This is a genomic window from Paraburkholderia sp. Ac-20347, from assembly GCF_017104805.1.
GTDB classification, from domain to species: Bacteria; Pseudomonadota; Gammaproteobacteria; order Burkholderiales; family Burkholderiaceae; genus Paraburkholderia; species Paraburkholderia tropica.
On the sequence record NZ_JAAGPN010000200.1, the window covers coordinates 1 to 14,752 of the forward strand.

Genomic DNA, 14,752 nt, shown 5'->3' on the forward strand with positions numbered 1-14,752 from the left:
GCGCGGCTTCGGAGCGCCGCAACAGCGCATGTGCGCCGAATGCGCCTGCGCAGGCACACGCCGCAGCCGGTACGCTCCAGCGCGCGGCGGCGGCCGAGAGCATCAGCACGAACTGGGTGGGCGCGGGCAGCGCGGCGCCGAAACCGTCGAAGATCTGCTTGAACGTCGGCACGACCCAGATCAGCAGTGCGGCGGTGATGGCGATGGCGAACAGCAGCACGGCGACGGGATAGGTGAGCGCCGCGCGTACTTTCGCGCGTTGCGCCGCGCCGCGTTCGCGGTCGTCGGCGATGCGCGCGAGCACGGCCGCGAGCGCACCCGACGCTTCGCCCACGGCGACGAGCTGGCAATACAGTTGGCCGAAACGCGCCGGATGCCGCGCAAGCGAGTCGGCGAAGCGCGTGCCCGCGAGAATGTCGCGCGCGAGTGCGGCGGCGATGCGCGGCATGCCGTGCGGCCCCGGCGATTGGGCGAGCAGATCGAGCGCGCCCGCGAGCGGCAAGCCCGCGCGCAGCAGGCTCGCAAGCTGACGCGTGAAGCGCGTGACGTCGGCGTGATTCGCGCGCGGCTGCGGCGCGGGGCCGCGCCGCACGATGGCGGTCGCGGTGATGCGGTCGTGCTTGAGCTTGAGACGCACGGCGGGGGCGTCGAACGCGATCAACGCGCCGCGCCGGGGCGATCCGTTTGCATCGAGGCCGCGCCAGGCGAAGCGCGAATCCGTTGTCGACGACGGGACGTGGCGGGCGTTCATGGCGTATCCGTGGCGGCGAGCGCTTCGGCGAGACTCGTGGTGCCGTCGCGCACGCGCGCGAGCGCGGCGTCGCGCAAGGTGGCGACGCGCTCGGCGCGCGCCTGATTGGCGATTTCGTGTGCGCTGCGCTTCGCCACGATCATCTCGCGCATGGCCGCGCTCACCGGCATGACTTCGTGAATGCCCACTCGTCCGCGGTAACCGATGCCGTGACAAGCCTCGCAACCGTGCGCCGCGAATACCGATGAGGGCGATGACAAACTCGATGCGCGCGCATCGTCTTCGAGACCGACCGCGCGCAACGCCGCCTCGGACTCGTTCGACGGCACGCGGCATTGCGGACACAGCCGCCGCACGAGTCGCTGTGCGGTGACGAGCCGCAGCGCGGCGGCGAGGTTGTACGGTTCCACGCCGATGTCGATCAGTCGTGCGACCGCGGCGGGCGCGTCGTTCGTGTGCAGCGTGGACAGCACGAGGTGGCCGGTTTGCGCCGCTTTCACGGCGACGCTGGCGGTCTCCTCGTCGCGGATCTCGCCGATCATGATGACGTCCGGATCCTGACGCAGCAGCGCGCGCAACGCGAGCGCGAAGGTCAGCCCGGCTTTCTCGCGCACGTTGACCTGATTGATGCCCGCGAGCTGAATCTCGGCGGGATCTTCCACCGAGCAGAGATTGCGCGAAGCGTCGTTGAGCCGTTGCAGGAAGCAGTAGAGCGACAGCGTTTTTCCGCTGCCCGTGGGACCCGTGACCAGCACGAGCCCGTGCGGCGCGGCGATGGCCGCGCCGAGCGTGTGCTGCTGTGTTTCGTCGAGGCCGAGTGCGGCGAGCGAGAGATCGGCGGGCAGCGCTTCAAGCCGCCGCAGCACGAGTTTTTCACCGTGCAGCGTGGGCAGTGAATTCACGCGATAGTCTTCGGCCGACGCGTGTTGCGCAAGCGGAGCGAGCCGCAGCCTGCCATCTTGAGGAATGCGCCGCTCGGCGATGTCCATGCGCGCGAGCACTTTCACCCGCGTGACGAACGCGTCGCGCAGATGCGCGGGCGGTCTGGCGATTTCGTGCAGGACGCCGTCGATGCGCACGCGAATGCGCCAGCCCTGTTCGAGCGGCTCGACATGCAGATCGGAGGCGTTGCGCCGCGCGGCTTCGCGCAATGTATCGGCGAGCAGGCGCACGGCTGGGGCGTCGTCGAGCGAGGCGGTCGGTGATGGCGTGTTCAGCGATGCGCGCGCGCCGCCGCCGCCGCTGGATAGGCTCTCGGCGGCCAGTGCGTGCGAACCGTTAGAACTGCGCGAACGATGAGGAATGGAAAACATCGAGAGCCGGCCCGAAGCCGCCGTGAGCGTGACGGCTTCATGATCGGCTGGCGCGACTGCGCGCGCCACTCGGCCAAACGGCTAACGTCTAGTGGCCGGGCAGGAGCTTCTTCGCCTTGCCGAGCGTGCTCGCGAGGCCTTTACTGGATTTGGCGCCGGGCTTGAAGAGCTTGACGGTGCGCACCGACTGGTCGTCGCTGCGCAGCACTTCGAGCTTGATGTCGCCGATCTGCAGGCACACGTCGCCGTCGGGAATCTCCTCGAGCATTTCGAGGATCAGGCCGTTGAGCGTCTTCGGGCCGTCCGTCGGCAGCTTGATCTGCAGCCAGCGGTTGAGTTCGCGGAGCGGCATGCTGCCCGGCACGATGCACTCGCCTTCGTCGTTCCAGCCGCCGCGTCCGGTGCCGCTGCGCGGCATGGTCGTGGTGAACTCGCCGATCAGCTCCTCGATGATGTCTTCCGGCGTGACGAGTCCTTCGAGCTCGCCGTACTCGTTCACGACCAGCGCGATGCGATGACGGCTTTCCTGGAAGTACTGAAGTTGCTGGAACACAGCCGTGCCGGTGGGCACGAAGTACGGTTCGGTGAGCAACTCGCGCAGCGTCTCGCGCTCGAAATCCTGGTTATGCAGCGCGGCGAGCGTCTTGCGCACGTGCAGCACGCCGAGCACGCGGTCGATGTCGCCTTGATAGACGATCAGCTTGTTGTGATAGCAGGTTTCGAGCTGATGGAGGATGTCTTCGAGCGGCGCGTCGTAGTCGAGTGCTTCGATGCGCCGGCGCGGAATCATCACGTCGTCGACGGTGATGTTTTCGAGGTCGAACAGATTCAGCAGAATGCTGCGGTGTTTGGTCGGCATGAAACTACCCGACTCGAGCACGATGGTGCGCAGTTCCTCGGTCGAGAGACGCTGGTCGCGCGCCTTGTGCGTGTTGATGTGCAGCACGCGCAGGATGGTGTTCGCGAAACCGTTCACGAACCAGATCAGGGGCTTGGTCACGCGCATGAGCGGCGCGATCAGCAGGCTCGCGGGCAGCGCGATCTTCTCGGGAAAGGTGGCGCCAACGATCTTCGGCGTGATTTCCGCGAACACGATGATGAGAAACGCAACCATGCCGGTCGCCACCGACAGCACCAGATTGTCGTGGCCGAACGTGTGCAGCGCGATCGAGGTGGTGAGCACCGGAATGATCGTGTTGAACAGATTGTTGCCGATCAGGATGACCGAGAGCAGCAGGTCAGTGCGCGCGAGCAGCTTCTGGGTGGTCTTCGCGCCGAGTGCGCCGTGGTTCGCGAGGTATTTGAGCCGATGGCGGTTGAGCGCCATCATCGCCGTTTCGGAGATGGAGAAGAAGCTGGAGCAGATGAGCAGGACGAAAACGGCGCAAATCTGCGCCCATAAGGGAAGGTGGTCCACGCTTGGAGACAGTGAGGGGAGCGGATGAGGGAAACTATAACAGAGGGTGCGCGCGCTAAAGCCGCACGGGGCGGGCGCTGGATGTCACGTTGGCCATCGGGATAAGGCAGCCCGCGCTGGAAGCGGCAGTCCGGCGCGATGCGACCATGCACGGTGTACGGACGAAAAAAAACCGCACAACGTTGTGTGCGGTTTTTTTTGAAATTCTGGTCGGGGTGAGAGGATTCGAACCTCCGGCCTCTACGTCCCGAACGTAGCGCTCTACCAGGCTAAGCTACACCCCGAATTTTTACTGCCAGAACTCTCTGAGCTGCTTCGTCTTGTTCAAGACTGGCGCGTCGTCGAGTAAGAACATAATTCTAGCAGGCTATCTTTGTAATTGGAAGAGGGAAATGACGAAATTGCATCTGCGGCTGCTTGAGCCTCTGCTTTCGCACATTGCAGCGTGTGGTCGAGCGCGCCCGAACGCGTGATGGCCGCGAAGATTTCGTCGAAGCGCGTGGTGCCGCCTTGCTCGATGGCTTCGCGCGCGAGTGCCGCTTCCGCCGCCGTGCCGTGTTCGATCAGCCAGATCAGCGGCAGGGTGGGCTTGCCTTCGCGCAGGTCGTCGCCGGCGTTCTTGCCCATCGATTCGGGCGTGCCCGTGTAGTCGAGCCAGTCGTCCATGATCTGGAACGCCGTGCCGATGCGCCGACCGTATTCCGCCGCCGCTTCTTCCGTGCGCGCGTCGGCGCCCGAGAGCACCGCGCCCAGTTGCGCCGCCGCTTCGAACAGCTTCGCCGTCTTGTAGCGGATCACCTGCATGTAGCGCGTGGTGTCCACGTCGGCATCATGCATGTTCAGGAGTTGCAGTACTTCCCCTTCGGAAATGATCGTGGTGGCCTGCGAGAGGATTTCCATCACGCGCATCTTGCCCACGCCCACCATCATCTCGAACGAGCGCGAATACAGATAGTCGCCGACCAGCACGCTCGCCGCGTTGCCGAACAGCGCATTGGCCGTCTGGCGACCGCGCCGCAGGTCCGATTCGTCGACCACGTCGTCGTGCAGCAGCGTGGCCGTATGGATGAACTCGACCACTGCCGCGAGCGTATGCCGCTGCGGACCGCGATCGCCGAGCGCGCCGGCCACGAGCAGCAGCAGCGCCGGACGCAGCCGCTTGCCGCCCGCACTGATGATGTACTCGGAGATCTGGTTGATCAGCATCACCTCGGACGCCAGACTCTGCCGGATGACACGATTTACCTGCTCCATGTCGCTGGCAATGGGGGCAAGCAGGGTGGCTGCGCTGGGGGAGGGGGTGGCAGTGGACGACATGATGGCAAATAGGGGTAGTGCCGCGGATTATAAGGCGAATCGGCAAGATGCCGGACGCTCCCCTGCCGTCCAGCCAGGGTTTTGATCGCGCTTTCGTCGATGCTTCCCTCTATTCGCTCTACGCGCGGCGGCGCGCCCGGGCGGGGCCGGCGGCTGTCGCAAACGGCGCTCAGACAAGGCTGGAGCGGCTCACGCGGGTTTCCGGCGCCCTGTCAATGCACGCGTCAAACCTTTTGACCGTGCAGCTAACTCTATGTATAATCTAAGGTTTCCGGCGCGCAGTGCGCCTGAAAAGATATTTTAGAGTGAGGTTCTCAATGTACGCGGTCATAAAAACCGGCGGCAAGCAGTACAAGGTTGCTGTTGGCGAAAAACTTAAAGTAGAACAGATACCGGCTGACATTGACGCAGAAATCACGCTCGACCAGGTTCTCGCAGTGGGCGAAGGCGAATCGATTAAGTTCGGTACGCCGCTGGTCAGTGGGGCTGTCGTCAAGGCCACCGTCGTGTCGCAAGGTCGTCACGCAAAAGTGACCATCTTCAAGATGCGTCGCCGTAAGCACTACCAGAAGCATGGCGGCCACCGCCAGAACTACACCGAACTGCGCATCGACGCGATCAACGCGTAAGCGCACGACGGTTAAGGAGCAAATAAATGGCACACAAAAAGGCAGGCGGGTCGTCACGTAACGGCCGCGACTCAGAGTCGAAACGACTTGGCGTTAAGGTGTTCGGCGGCCAGGCTATCCTCGCAGGCGGCATCATCGTTCGCCAGCGCGGTACGCGTATGCACCCGGGCCTGAACGTCGGCATTGGCAAGGACCACACGCTCTTCGCGCTGGTCGACGGCCACGTCGCGTTCACGACCAAGGGCGCTGCGAACAAGCACACGGTCAACGTCGTTCCGGCAGCGGCCTAAGTTCTAGTCCGCTCGCAATCGACGCAAGGAAGGCCCCGCGAAGTTTGCGGGGCCTTTTGTTTATCTGTTGATTTATCTGGGTTCCGATCCAGATCGCCAAACCGCCCATGGCGGACGTGTCTGGCGCCTGTCGGTTTGCACTGGCCATTCGGCCAGGTGGGCAAGTACGGCGACGGCGCGCACAATACGTTGGCAAAATAACGACACTCACCGAGTACGGGACGGAGTAACGCATGAAGTTCATTGACGAAGCGAAGATCGAAGTCATCGCCGGCGATGGGGGCGATGGCAGCGCGTCGATGCGGCGCGAGAAGTTCGTCCCGTTCGGCGGGCCGGACGGCGGCGACGGCGGGCGAGGCGGCAGCGTCTACGCCGTCGGCGACCGCAATATCAATACGCTGATCGACTACCGCTATACGAAGAAGCATCTCGCGCGCAACGGCGAAAACGGCCGCGGCGCCGACTGCTACGGCAAGGGCGGCGACGACATCACGCTGCGCATGCCGGTCGGCACGGTGATCAGCGACATGGACACGGGCGAGCTGATCGCCGACCTCACCGAGCACGACCAGCACGTCATGGTCGCGAAGGGCGGCGCGGGCGGCCTCGGCAACCTGCATTTCAAGTCGTCCACGAACCGCGCGCCGCGTCAGAAGACCGACGGCAAGCCCGGCGAGCGCCGCATGCTCAAGCTCGAGCTGAAGGTGCTGGCCGACGTCGGCCTGCTCGGCATGCCGAACGCGGGCAAGTCCACGTTCATTTCCTCGGTCTCGAACGCGAAGCCGAAGATCGCCGACTACCCGTTCACCACGCTCGCGCCGAATCTCGGCGTGGTGCGCGTGGGTCCGAGCAAGAGCTTCGTGATCGCCGACATTCCGGGCCTGATCGAAGGCGCGGCGGAAGGCGCGGGCCTTGGTCACCAGTTCCTGCGCCATCTGCAGCGCACGAACCTGCTGCTGCATCTTGTCGACATGGCGCCGTTCGACGAGAGCGTCGACCCGGTCGCGGAAGCGAAGGCCATCGTCGAGGAACTGCGCAAGTACGACGAAACGCTGTACGACAAGCCGCGCTGGCTCGTGCTCAACAAGCTCGACATGGTGCCGGAAGACGAGCGCGCCGCGCGCATCGCCGACTTCGTGGAGCGTTTCGAGTGGAAGGGCCCGGTGTACGAGATTTCGGCGCTCACGGGTCAGGGCTGCGAGAATCTTTGCTACGCGATTTACGACTACGTTTCCGAGCATTCGGATGCGCGTCGCGCCGAGGAAGCGGAAGATCTCGCCTCCGACGTGCGCTTCCGCGGCGGCGAGGGCGGTGCGCCCGAAGCCGGGCAGCAGGAGTAATTCGCAGCATCAGCAGCATCGCAGTTCACGCCGGCGCGCACTCCGCGCCGGCCGCTTCACGCGTCATCAAGTCAATTGGGAGACCGCGCAGCATGCGTTCCGTCATCGCCGATTCCCGGCGTCTGGTAGTGAAAGTCGGTTCGAGCCTCGTCACCAACGACGGCCGTGGGCTCGATCATGCGGCCATCGGCCGCTGGGCCGCGCAGATCGCGGCGCTGCGCGCGCAGGGCAAGGAAGTCGTGCTCGTCAGCTCGGGCGCGATCGCCGAGGGCATGCAACGCCTCGGCTGGACCAGGCGACCGCGTGAGATCGACGAACTACAGGCAGCGGCGGCGGTCGGGCAGATGGGGCTCGCGCAGGTCTACGAAAGCCGTTTCTCCGAACACGACATCCGCACGGCGCAGATTCTGCTCACGCATGCCGACCTCGCCGATCGCGAGCGCTATCTGAACGCGCGCTCCACGCTGCTCACGCTGCTGCGTCTGGGCGTGGTGCCGATCATCAACGAGAACGACACCGTTGTCACCGACGAGATCAAGTTCGGCGACAACGACACGCTGGGCGCGCTCGTGGCGAACCTGATCGAAGGCGACGCGCTCGTTATCCTCACCGATCAGAGCGGTCTCTATACGGCCGATCCGCGCAAGGATCCGACTGCCACGCTGGTGCAGGAAGCCGACGCGGGCAAGCCCGAACTCGAAGCGATGGCGGGCGGCGCGGGGTCGAGCATCGGCCGCGGCGGCATGCTCACCAAGATTCTGGCGGCCAAGCGCGCGGCGCATAGCGGCGCGAATACGGTCATCGCGAGCGGTCGCGAGGAGCAGGTGCTGGTGCGACTCGCCGCGGGCGAGGCGATCGGCACGCAACTGATCGCGCGCACCGCGCGCATGGCCGCGCGCAAGCAATGGATGGCCGACCACCTGCAGGTGCGCGGCCATGTGGTGATCGACGACGGCGCGACGCAGAAGCTCACCGCCGACGGCAAGAGTCTGCTGCCCATCGGCGTGACCGGCGTGCAGGGTGCGTTCGCGCGCGGCGAAGTCATCGCGTGTCTGAATGGCGAGGGCCGCGAGGTCGCACGCGGGCTCACGAACTACAGCAGCGCCGAGACCAAGCTCATCCAGCGCCATGCGAGCAGCGAGATCGAAAGCGTGCTGGGCTACATGCTCGAACCCGAACTGATCCATCGCGACAATCTCGTGCTGGTCTGAGCGTCGGGCACGTCAGGACGCAAAAAAGCCGCAGCGGTCGTCGACCGTTGCGGCTTTTTCTTTGTGCTGCCGTCTGACGAGGCGCGCGATCAGCGCACGAGCGTCGACTGCGTGCGGCCGAAGCGGATGTTCTCGATGATGGTCGAGGCCTTGCCGATCGGCATCTTGTTCGCGCAGAAGTAGTCCTGATACAGCGCCGAGTGATACGCGTTGAGCGTGCCGTTCTCGATGCGCGACCAGTCGTTCGCAACGGTCTGATCCCAACCGTTGTGGTCGGCGTTCAGGCTCGCGTAGAGGCGCCACTCGTAGGTGTCGCAGCGAATGCCTTCATAGTTGATGTTGCGCGCGCCGCCCGGACTCGTGATGACGATGGCGTAGCGCACCACGCCGTCGCTGCCCACCGTGAGCGAAGCCGGATCGATGGCGAACTTGAGCTGCGTATTGTTCGACACGTCGAACGGCAGCAACTGGGTGCTGGCCTGCGGCAGCGCCGGCAGACTCTCGACCTTGTTCTCCTGCCAGGTGCCTTTGCGGTCGAGCAGATACGTGAACGCGCTGTCGTCCTTGTTGGTGGGGGCGGAACTGCCGCAACCGGCCAGCAGGACGCTACTTGCGGCCGCAGCGCACGCTGCGGCAAGAGCAATTCGTTTCAAATTGGTTTTCCTTCGATGCTCCGGCGCTGGGCGCACGAATGCGCGGCGCCGCGAATGCGGACCGGCCGAAGTCGCGCCGCGTATTCGCATACGCAGCGCGGACGAGGCCGCTCCGGGCGTTCAGTGCGCCGCCACGAGACGTAACCTGGCTGACTCGTGTTACTCGTGCTCGTCCGGCGCAGGCACGATCATACTCTCCGCCGTACCGCAGTCGCTTTCCAGCACCGCGCGCACCTCGACCACCTCGCTCTCGATGAACGAGGGTTCGATCTGCACCGCCTGGGCGTGCGCCGACGTCACGATGCGCGGATAGCGCACCTCATGCCCATGCCCGTGCGAACCGGCGCTGCGTTCCACGCGCGGCGCCGCAGGCCGCCGCAGAAAACGCGAAAGCTCGGTCAGCGCCAGTTGATAGACGTCGCGCTTGAACTCGATGACCGCTTCGAGCGGCACCCAGTACTCGTTCCAGCGCCACGCATCGAACTCGGGATGCTCCGTTGCCCGCAGGCAGATATCGCAGTCGCGCCCGACCATGCGCAGCAGAAACCAGATCTGTTTCTGACCGCGATAATGGCCGCGCACTTCGCGCTTGATGAACTTGTCCGGCACCTCATAACGCAACCAGTCGCGCGTGCGACCGACGATCTTGACGTGCTCCGGATGCAAACCGGTTTCTTCGTGCAACTCCCGAAACATTGCCTGCATGGGGGTTTCACCATACTTGATGCCCCCTTGCGGAAACTGCCAGGAATGTTCGCGAACCCGCTTGCCCCAAAACACCTCGTTTCGCGCGTTCAAGAGGATGATGCCGACGTTCGGGCGAAACCCCTCACGATCCAGCATACAACCACCTTCGAATCCTTTAAAATTGCTTTGATTATAAACAGATAACGGTCCTCACGCACCCGACGGCCAGAATATCGGACCGATTTGCCGCGTATGCGCAAAAGCGCCCGGCGGCGCGATCGGCGCCGGACCTGGCGGGCGTCATCGGTGCGGCGCACGGCGTGTTGTCATAATGGCGGTTTCCTGAACTCCACCGTTGGTCTCTCTTCGGGCGGTCCGCACTGGCCGCCGCTTTTGGAAAATCTGAATGAAAGCCTCCCGTTTCTTTATCGGCACCCTGAAGGAAGCGCCGGCTGACGCCGAAATCGTCAGCCACAAGTTGATGGTCCGCGCGGGCATGATCCGTCGCGTCGCGGGCGGCATCTACAACTATCTGCCGATCGGTCTGCGCTCGATCCGCAAGGTCGAGCAGATCGTGCGCGAGGAAATGAACCGCGCGGGCGCCATCGAGCTGCTGATGCCGGCGGTGCAGCCGGCCGAGCTGTGGCAGGAATCGGGTCGCTGGGAACAATACGGGCCAGAACTGCTGCGTTTCAAGGATCGCAAGCAGAGCGATTTCGTGATGGGGCCGACGCACGAGGAAGTCGTCACCGACATCGCGCGCAATCAGATCAAGAGCTATCGCCAGCTGCCGGTGAACTTCTACCAGGTGCAGACGAAGTTCCGCGACGAAATCCGTCCCCGTTTCGGCGTGATGCGCGGCCGCGAATTCATCATGAAGGACGCGTACTCGTTCGATAAGGACGTCGACGGCCTGAAGCTCTCGTACCAGAAGATGTACGACGCCTACGTGCGCATCTTCACGCGCCTCGGTCTCGACTTCCGCGCGGTCGTGGCCGACAACGGCTCGATCGGCGGCAGCGGCTCGCACGAATTCCACGTGATCGCCGAAACCGGCGAAGACGACATCGCTTACTGCCCGAGCTCGGAATTTGCCGCGAACGTCGAAGCCACCGACGCGCTGCCGCTGATCGCCACGCGCGGCGCGGCGAGCGAAGCGCTCACGAAGACCTCGACGCCCGGCGCGGCGAAGTGCGAGGCCGTGGCCGAACTGCTCGGCATCCCGCTCGAACGCACCATCAAGTCGATCGTGCTCGCCACGGACAACGAAGGCGCCGAACCCACCATCTGGCTGCTGATGCTGCGCGGCGACCACTCGCTCAACGAGATCAAGGTCGGCAAGCTCGAAGGCCTGAAGGGTTTCCGCTTCGCGACCGAAGCCGAGATCGTCGAGTGGTTCGGCACGCCGCCGGGCTACCTCGGTCCGCTCAACACGAAGAAGCCCGTGAAGGTGGTCGCCGACTCGACGGTCGCGAACATGAGCGACTTCGTCGTGGGTTCGAACGAAGCGGACTTCCACACCACGGGCGTGAACTGGGGCCGCGATCTGCCGGAGCCGGTCGTCGCCGACATCCGCAACGTGCAGAAGGGCGATCCGTCGCCGGACGGCAAGGGCGTGCTCGACATCTGCCGCGGCATCGAAGTGGGCCACGTGTTCCAGCTCGGCACCAAGTATTCGGAAGCGATGAGCGCCACGTACCTCGCCGAAAACGGCAAGCCCGCGCCGATGCAGATGGGCTGCTACGGCATCGGCATCACGCGTATCCTGGGCGCCGCGATCGAGCAGAACTTCGACGACAAGGGCATCATCTGGCCGGAATCGATCGCTCCGTTCCAGGTGGTCGTGTGCCCGATGGGCCTGGACCGCAGCGAACTCGTGCGCGAGCACGCCGAGCGCGTCTACAACGAGCTGGTCGCGGCAGGCGTGGACGTGATTCTCGACGACCGCGGCGAGCGTCCGGGCGTGATGTTCGCCGACTGGGAACTGATCGGCGTGCCGCATCGTCTCGTGATCGGCGATCGTGGTCTGAAGGACGGCAAGATCGAGTATCAAGGCCGCCGCGACACCGAAGCGACGCTGCTGCCGGCCGAAGAAGCCGCGCAGACGGTGGCGCAGAAGATCGCCGCCGCGCTGGCAGTTTGATGCGCGTCGTTTCTCGTCTCGGCTAAAGGAGCGCCGCGAGCGTGGAATACAGTTTCCTGTCCGCGACGGTCCTGCTGCTGCTGATCACCGATCCGCTCGGCAACATTCCGCTCTTCATCGGCTGTTTGCGCGGTGTGGCGCGGGAGCGCCGGGCGATCGTGATCCTGCGCGAAGTCGCGATCGCGTTCGTGATCCTGCTTGTGTTCATGGTGGCCGGCAACGGTTTCCTGCGCATGATGGGACTCACGGACACGTCGCTGCGCATCGGCGGCGGCATCGTGCTGTTCCTGATCGCGCTGCGCATGATCTTTCCGCATCCGGGCGGTCCGTTCGGCGCGGGCGACAAGGGCGGCGAGCCGCTCATCGTGCCGCTCGCGATTCCCGCGCTCGCGGGACCGTCGGCGCTCGCCACGGTCATGCTGCTCACGTCGCAGGCGCCGGGCAAACTGTTCGAGTGGATCGGCGCGCTGATCGTGACGATGGCGATCTGCGCAATCGTGCTGGTGCTCGCCGAACGCATCCAGCAACTGCTCGGCGAGCGCGTGGTGACGGCCTTCGAGCGCCTGATGGGCCTTGTGCTCGTGGCGATTTCGGTGGAGATGATCCTCGCGGGCATCGCCGCGTTCGTGCATCACCTCTGACGTCGCGCGCAGGCGTCGACGGAAACAAAAAAGCCGCTTCGTTCGAAGCGGCTTTTTTTATCGGCTCGGGCCGGACTTACGCGCCTTCGGTCAGCGCGCGAATCGTCGGCAGATTGCGCCAGTAGCCCTTGGCGTCCATGCCGCAGCCGAACACGTAGCGGTCCGGCACCGAAAAGCCGCAGTAGTCCGGATGCAGCGGCTTGGCCTTCGGAATGATCTTCTCGCACAGCACGGCCGAGAGGAAACGCTTCGCGCCCATGTCCATGATACGGTCGCGGATCGCGGCCATGGTCTCGCCTTCATCGAGGATGTCGTCGAGCACGATCACGACGCGGTCCTTCACCGACTCGCGCGGCGCCACGCGCCACTGCATTTCCGCGCTGCCCTTGATGGCGTTGCGGTAGCGGGTGAGGTGGATGTAGTCGAATTCGAGCGGGAAGTCGAGGTGCGGCAGCAGCATGCCGGTGAACACGGCCGCGCCGCCCATCACCGACAGCACGAGCGGGAAGTCCTCGCTGATATCGGCGCGAATGGCTTCGGCCATCCGGCCGATCGACGCATTGACATCGCTCTCCGAAACGATCTCTTCGGAGTGGCGGAAAATATGGAGGGCTTCTTCGCGATTCATGACTCTGGCGGGGCAGTGGCTGTAGCTATTCAGTGTGGAAAATAACGACGGCGCGCGCTACAGCAAAAACCCGCGCTACCATGTCCAGCTCGCGCGCCGCGTCGTGTTGGGCCGCACGCGCAACGCGCCGCGCGGCCCGCCAATCAGGTCGATTCGATCAGCGCATGCCGGGCATCATGCCCTTCATGCCGCGCATCATCTTCTGCAGATTGCCGCCCTTCAACTTCTTCATCATGGTGCGCATCTGGTCGTACTGGTTCAGCAGGCGATTGACTTCCTGAACCTGCACGCCCGCGCCCGCGGCGATGCGGCGCTTGCGCGTGGCCTTGATCAGATCCGGCTTGGCGCGTTCCTGCGCGGTCATCGAATTGATGATGCCTTCCATGCGGCGCATCTGCTTTTCGGCGACGCCCATGTCGGCGCCCGACGCAGCCTGCTGGAATTGCGCGGGCAGCTTGTCCATGAGCGACGACAGGCCGCCCATCTTCTTCATCTGCGAAAGCTGCGCACGGAAATCGTTCAGGTCGAAGTCGCCGCCCTTCTTGACCTTGTCGGCGAGCTTCTGCGCGGCTTGCACGTCCACGCCGCGCTGCGCTTCCTCGACGAGGGCGAGAATGTCGCCCATGCCGAGAATACGGTTGGCCATGCGGTCGGGGTGGAACACTTCCAGACCGTCGAGCTTTTCCGCGACGCCGACGAACTTGATCGGCTTGCCGGTGATGTGACGCACGGAAAGCGCCGCGCCGCCGCGCGAGTCGCCGTCGAGCTTGGTGAGCACGACGCCGGTGAGCGGCAGGGCGTCATTGAACGCCTTCGCGGTGTTGACCGCGTCCTGACCGAGCATGGCGTCGACCACGAACAGCGTTTCAGCGGGCTTGAGCGAGCTGTGCAGCGCACTGATCTCGTTCATCATCGCTTCGTCGATACCGAGGCGACCGGCCGTGTCGACGAGCAGCACGTCGTGATAATGGCGCTTGGCCCAGTCGACCGCGGCAGCGGCGATCTCGACGGGCTTCTGATCCGGCTGCGAGGGGAAGAAGTCGGCGCCGACCTGTTCCGTCACCGTCTTCAGCTGCGCGATAGCAGCGGGGCGGTAAACGTCGCACGAAACGGTCAGGACCTTCTTTTTGTACTTCTCGCGCAGCAGCTTGGCGAGCTTGCCGGTCGTGGTGGTTTTACCCGCGCCCTGCAAGCCGGCCATGAGAATGACGGCGGGCGGCGTGACGTTGAGGTTCAGCTCGGCGGCCTTGCCTTCGTAGTCGCCGCCGATCACGGCGGTCAGCTCGCGCTGAACCACGCCGACGAGCGCCTGGCCCGGCGACAGGCTGCTGATCACTTCCTCGCCGAGCGCCTTTTCCTTCACCTTGGCGATGAATTCGCGCACGACGGGCAGCGCCACGTCCGCTTCCAGCAGCGCGAGACGCACCTCGCGCAGCATGTCCTGCGTATTGGCTTCGGTCAGCCGGGCTTCGCCGCGCAGCGTCTTGACGACGCGCGCCATCCGTTGAGTAAGATTGTCGAGCATGGGGAGGCGGTGAGCAGTGCGGCTCCCGAACGTCGCGCGTGGCACGGGAATGCGGCAAATTGCCGGGTTCCGTCGCCGCTTTGTTACGCTGCGTCGTGGAAAGGGGGCCTATAGTAAACTTCGAACATGGATATTGTACTGTATGCCCTCACCGTGCTCCTGTACGGCGGATTGTGTGCCGCCGACTGGCATGCACTGCGGCGCGCC

The 14,752-nt window shown here is 64.5% G+C and carries 14 protein-coding genes and 1 tRNA gene; 6 read left to right on the plus strand and 9 right to left on the minus strand.

The window, feature by feature from the left end; all coding sequences use genetic code 11:
• From G3N97_RS28145 to G3N97_RS28165, 5 genes are all read right to left on the minus strand, one after another.
• Positions 1–751 (minus strand): type II secretion system F family protein (locus G3N97_RS28145; RefSeq protein ID WP_205996276.1); only part of this gene is annotated, 751 nt, incomplete at its 3' end.
• Positions 748–2,133 carry a GspE/PulE family protein gene (locus G3N97_RS28150; RefSeq protein WP_346778131.1) on the minus strand — a complete coding sequence of 462 codons (1,386 nt, stop codon included), beginning with the start codon at positions 2,131–2,133 and terminating at the stop codon, positions 748–750. The genes G3N97_RS28145 and G3N97_RS28150, both read right to left, overlap by 4 nt.
• A 19-nt stretch (positions 2,134–2,152) precedes the next feature.
• Complete coding sequence (locus G3N97_RS28155) at positions 2,153–3,481, minus strand: HlyC/CorC family transporter (RefSeq protein ID WP_205996277.1); 1,329 nt, start codon at positions 3,479–3,481, stop codon at positions 2,153–2,155.
• A 207-nt stretch (positions 3,482–3,688) separates the two neighbouring features.
• A tRNA-Pro gene (locus tag G3N97_RS28160) sits at positions 3,689–3,765 on the minus strand.
• Positions 3,766–3,805: 40 nt separating this feature from the next.
• Positions 3,806–4,798 carry a polyprenyl synthetase family protein gene (locus G3N97_RS28165; RefSeq protein ID WP_065060412.1) on the minus strand — a complete coding sequence of 331 codons (993 nt, stop codon included), beginning with the start codon at positions 4,796–4,798 and terminating at the stop codon, positions 3,806–3,808.
• 317 nt (positions 4,799–5,115) lie between these two features.
• Here G3N97_RS28165 and rplU point away from each other — a divergent pair, with 317 nt between their 5' ends.
• The 4 genes from rplU (at position 5,116) to proB (ending at position 8,268) form a co-directional block, all read left to right on the plus strand.
• The gene (rplU, locus tag G3N97_RS28170) at positions 5,116–5,427 is read left to right on the plus strand and encodes a 50S ribosomal protein L21 (protein WP_065060411.1); all 312 of its coding nucleotides are present in this window, start codon (positions 5,116–5,118) and stop codon (positions 5,425–5,427) included.
• Positions 5,428–5,453: 26 nt separating this feature from the next.
• Positions 5,454–5,717, plus strand: coding sequence for a 50S ribosomal protein L27 (gene rpmA / locus G3N97_RS28175; RefSeq protein ID WP_065060410.1), 264 nt, complete (start codon positions 5,454–5,456; stop codon positions 5,715–5,717).
• Positions 5,718–5,950: 233 nt separating this feature from the next.
• Positions 5,951–7,057 (plus strand): Obg family GTPase CgtA, encoded by a 1,107-nt coding sequence (cgtA, locus tag G3N97_RS28180; protein WP_205996278.1) that lies wholly within the window; start codon positions 5,951–5,953, stop codon positions 7,055–7,057.
• A gap of 92 nt (positions 7,058–7,149) precedes the next feature.
• Entirely contained in the window at positions 7,150–8,268 is a 1,119-nt protein-coding gene (gene proB, locus G3N97_RS28185; RefSeq protein WP_205996279.1) for a glutamate 5-kinase, read from the plus strand.
• 89 nt (positions 8,269–8,357) lie between these two features.
• On the opposite strand, the gene G3N97_RS28190 is transcribed toward proB, so the two are convergent.
• Together G3N97_RS28190 and G3N97_RS28195 are read right to left on the minus strand one after the other, a co-directional pair.
• A complete protein-coding gene (locus G3N97_RS28190) occupies positions 8,358–8,921 on the minus strand; it encodes a CNP1-like family protein (protein WP_205996280.1) in 564 nt (187 codons plus the stop codon).
• 159 nt (positions 8,922–9,080) lie between these two features.
• Positions 9,081–9,764, minus strand: coding sequence for an RNA pyrophosphohydrolase (locus G3N97_RS28195; protein WP_205996281.1), 684 nt, complete (start codon positions 9,762–9,764; stop codon positions 9,081–9,083).
• Between the two features lie 250 nt (positions 9,765–10,014).
• On the opposite strand from G3N97_RS28195, the gene G3N97_RS28200 reads away from it, so the two are divergent.
• Both G3N97_RS28200 and G3N97_RS28205 read left to right on the plus strand, forming a co-directional pair.
• Positions 10,015–11,751 carry a proline--tRNA ligase gene (locus G3N97_RS28200; protein WP_205996282.1) on the plus strand — a complete coding sequence of 579 codons (1,737 nt, stop codon included), beginning with the start codon at positions 10,015–10,017 and terminating at the stop codon, positions 11,749–11,751.
• A 41-nt stretch (positions 11,752–11,792) separates the two neighbouring features.
• Positions 11,793–12,392, plus strand: a complete 600-nt coding sequence (locus G3N97_RS28205) for a MarC family protein (protein ID WP_065060404.1) — start codon at positions 11,793–11,795, stop codon at positions 12,390–12,392.
• 76 nt (positions 12,393–12,468) lie between these two features.
• Here G3N97_RS28205 and G3N97_RS28210 read toward each other — a convergent pair whose 3' ends face one another.
• On the minus strand, positions 12,469–13,020 hold the full coding sequence (locus tag G3N97_RS28210) for a hypoxanthine-guanine phosphoribosyltransferase (protein ID WP_065060403.1): 552 nt from the start codon (positions 13,018–13,020) through the stop codon (positions 12,469–12,471).
• A 157-nt stretch (positions 13,021–13,177) separates the two neighbouring features.
• The gene (ffh, locus tag G3N97_RS28215) at positions 13,178–14,545 is read right to left on the minus strand and encodes a signal recognition particle protein (protein ID WP_065060402.1); all 1,368 of its coding nucleotides are present in this window, start codon (positions 14,543–14,545) and stop codon (positions 13,178–13,180) included.
• Positions 14,546–14,752: the final 207 nt, after the last annotated feature.

Excerpts from the sequence above, each read along its gene's own strand:
- G3N97_RS28165 (WP_065060412.1), bottom strand. The coding sequence starts at position 4,798 with ATGTCGTCCACTGCCACCCCCTCCCCCAGCGCAGCCACCCTGCTTGCC.
- cgtA (WP_205996278.1), top strand. The coding sequence starts at position 5,951 with ATGAAGTTCATTGACGAAGCGAAGATCGAAGTCATCGCCGGCGATGGG.
- G3N97_RS28200 (WP_205996282.1), top strand. The coding sequence starts at position 10,015 with ATGAAAGCCTCCCGTTTCTTTATCGGCACCCTGAAGGAAGCGCCGGCT.
- ffh (WP_065060402.1), bottom strand. The coding sequence starts at position 14,545 with ATGCTCGACAATCTTACTCAACGGATGGCGCGCGTCGTCAAGACGCTG.
- G3N97_RS28195 (WP_205996281.1), bottom strand. The coding sequence starts at position 9,764 with ATGCTGGATCGTGAGGGGTTTCGCCCGAACGTCGGCATCATCCTCTTG.
- proB (WP_205996279.1), top strand. The coding sequence starts at position 7,150 with ATGCGTTCCGTCATCGCCGATTCCCGGCGTCTGGTAGTGAAAGTCGGT.
- rplU (WP_065060411.1), top strand. The coding sequence starts at position 5,116 with ATGTACGCGGTCATAAAAACCGGCGGCAAGCAGTACAAGGTTGCTGTT.
- G3N97_RS28210 (WP_065060403.1), bottom strand. The coding sequence starts at position 13,020 with ATGAATCGCGAAGAAGCCCTCCATATTTTCCGCCACTCCGAAGAGATC.
- rpmA (WP_065060410.1), top strand. The coding sequence starts at position 5,454 with ATGGCACACAAAAAGGCAGGCGGGTCGTCACGTAACGGCCGCGACTCA.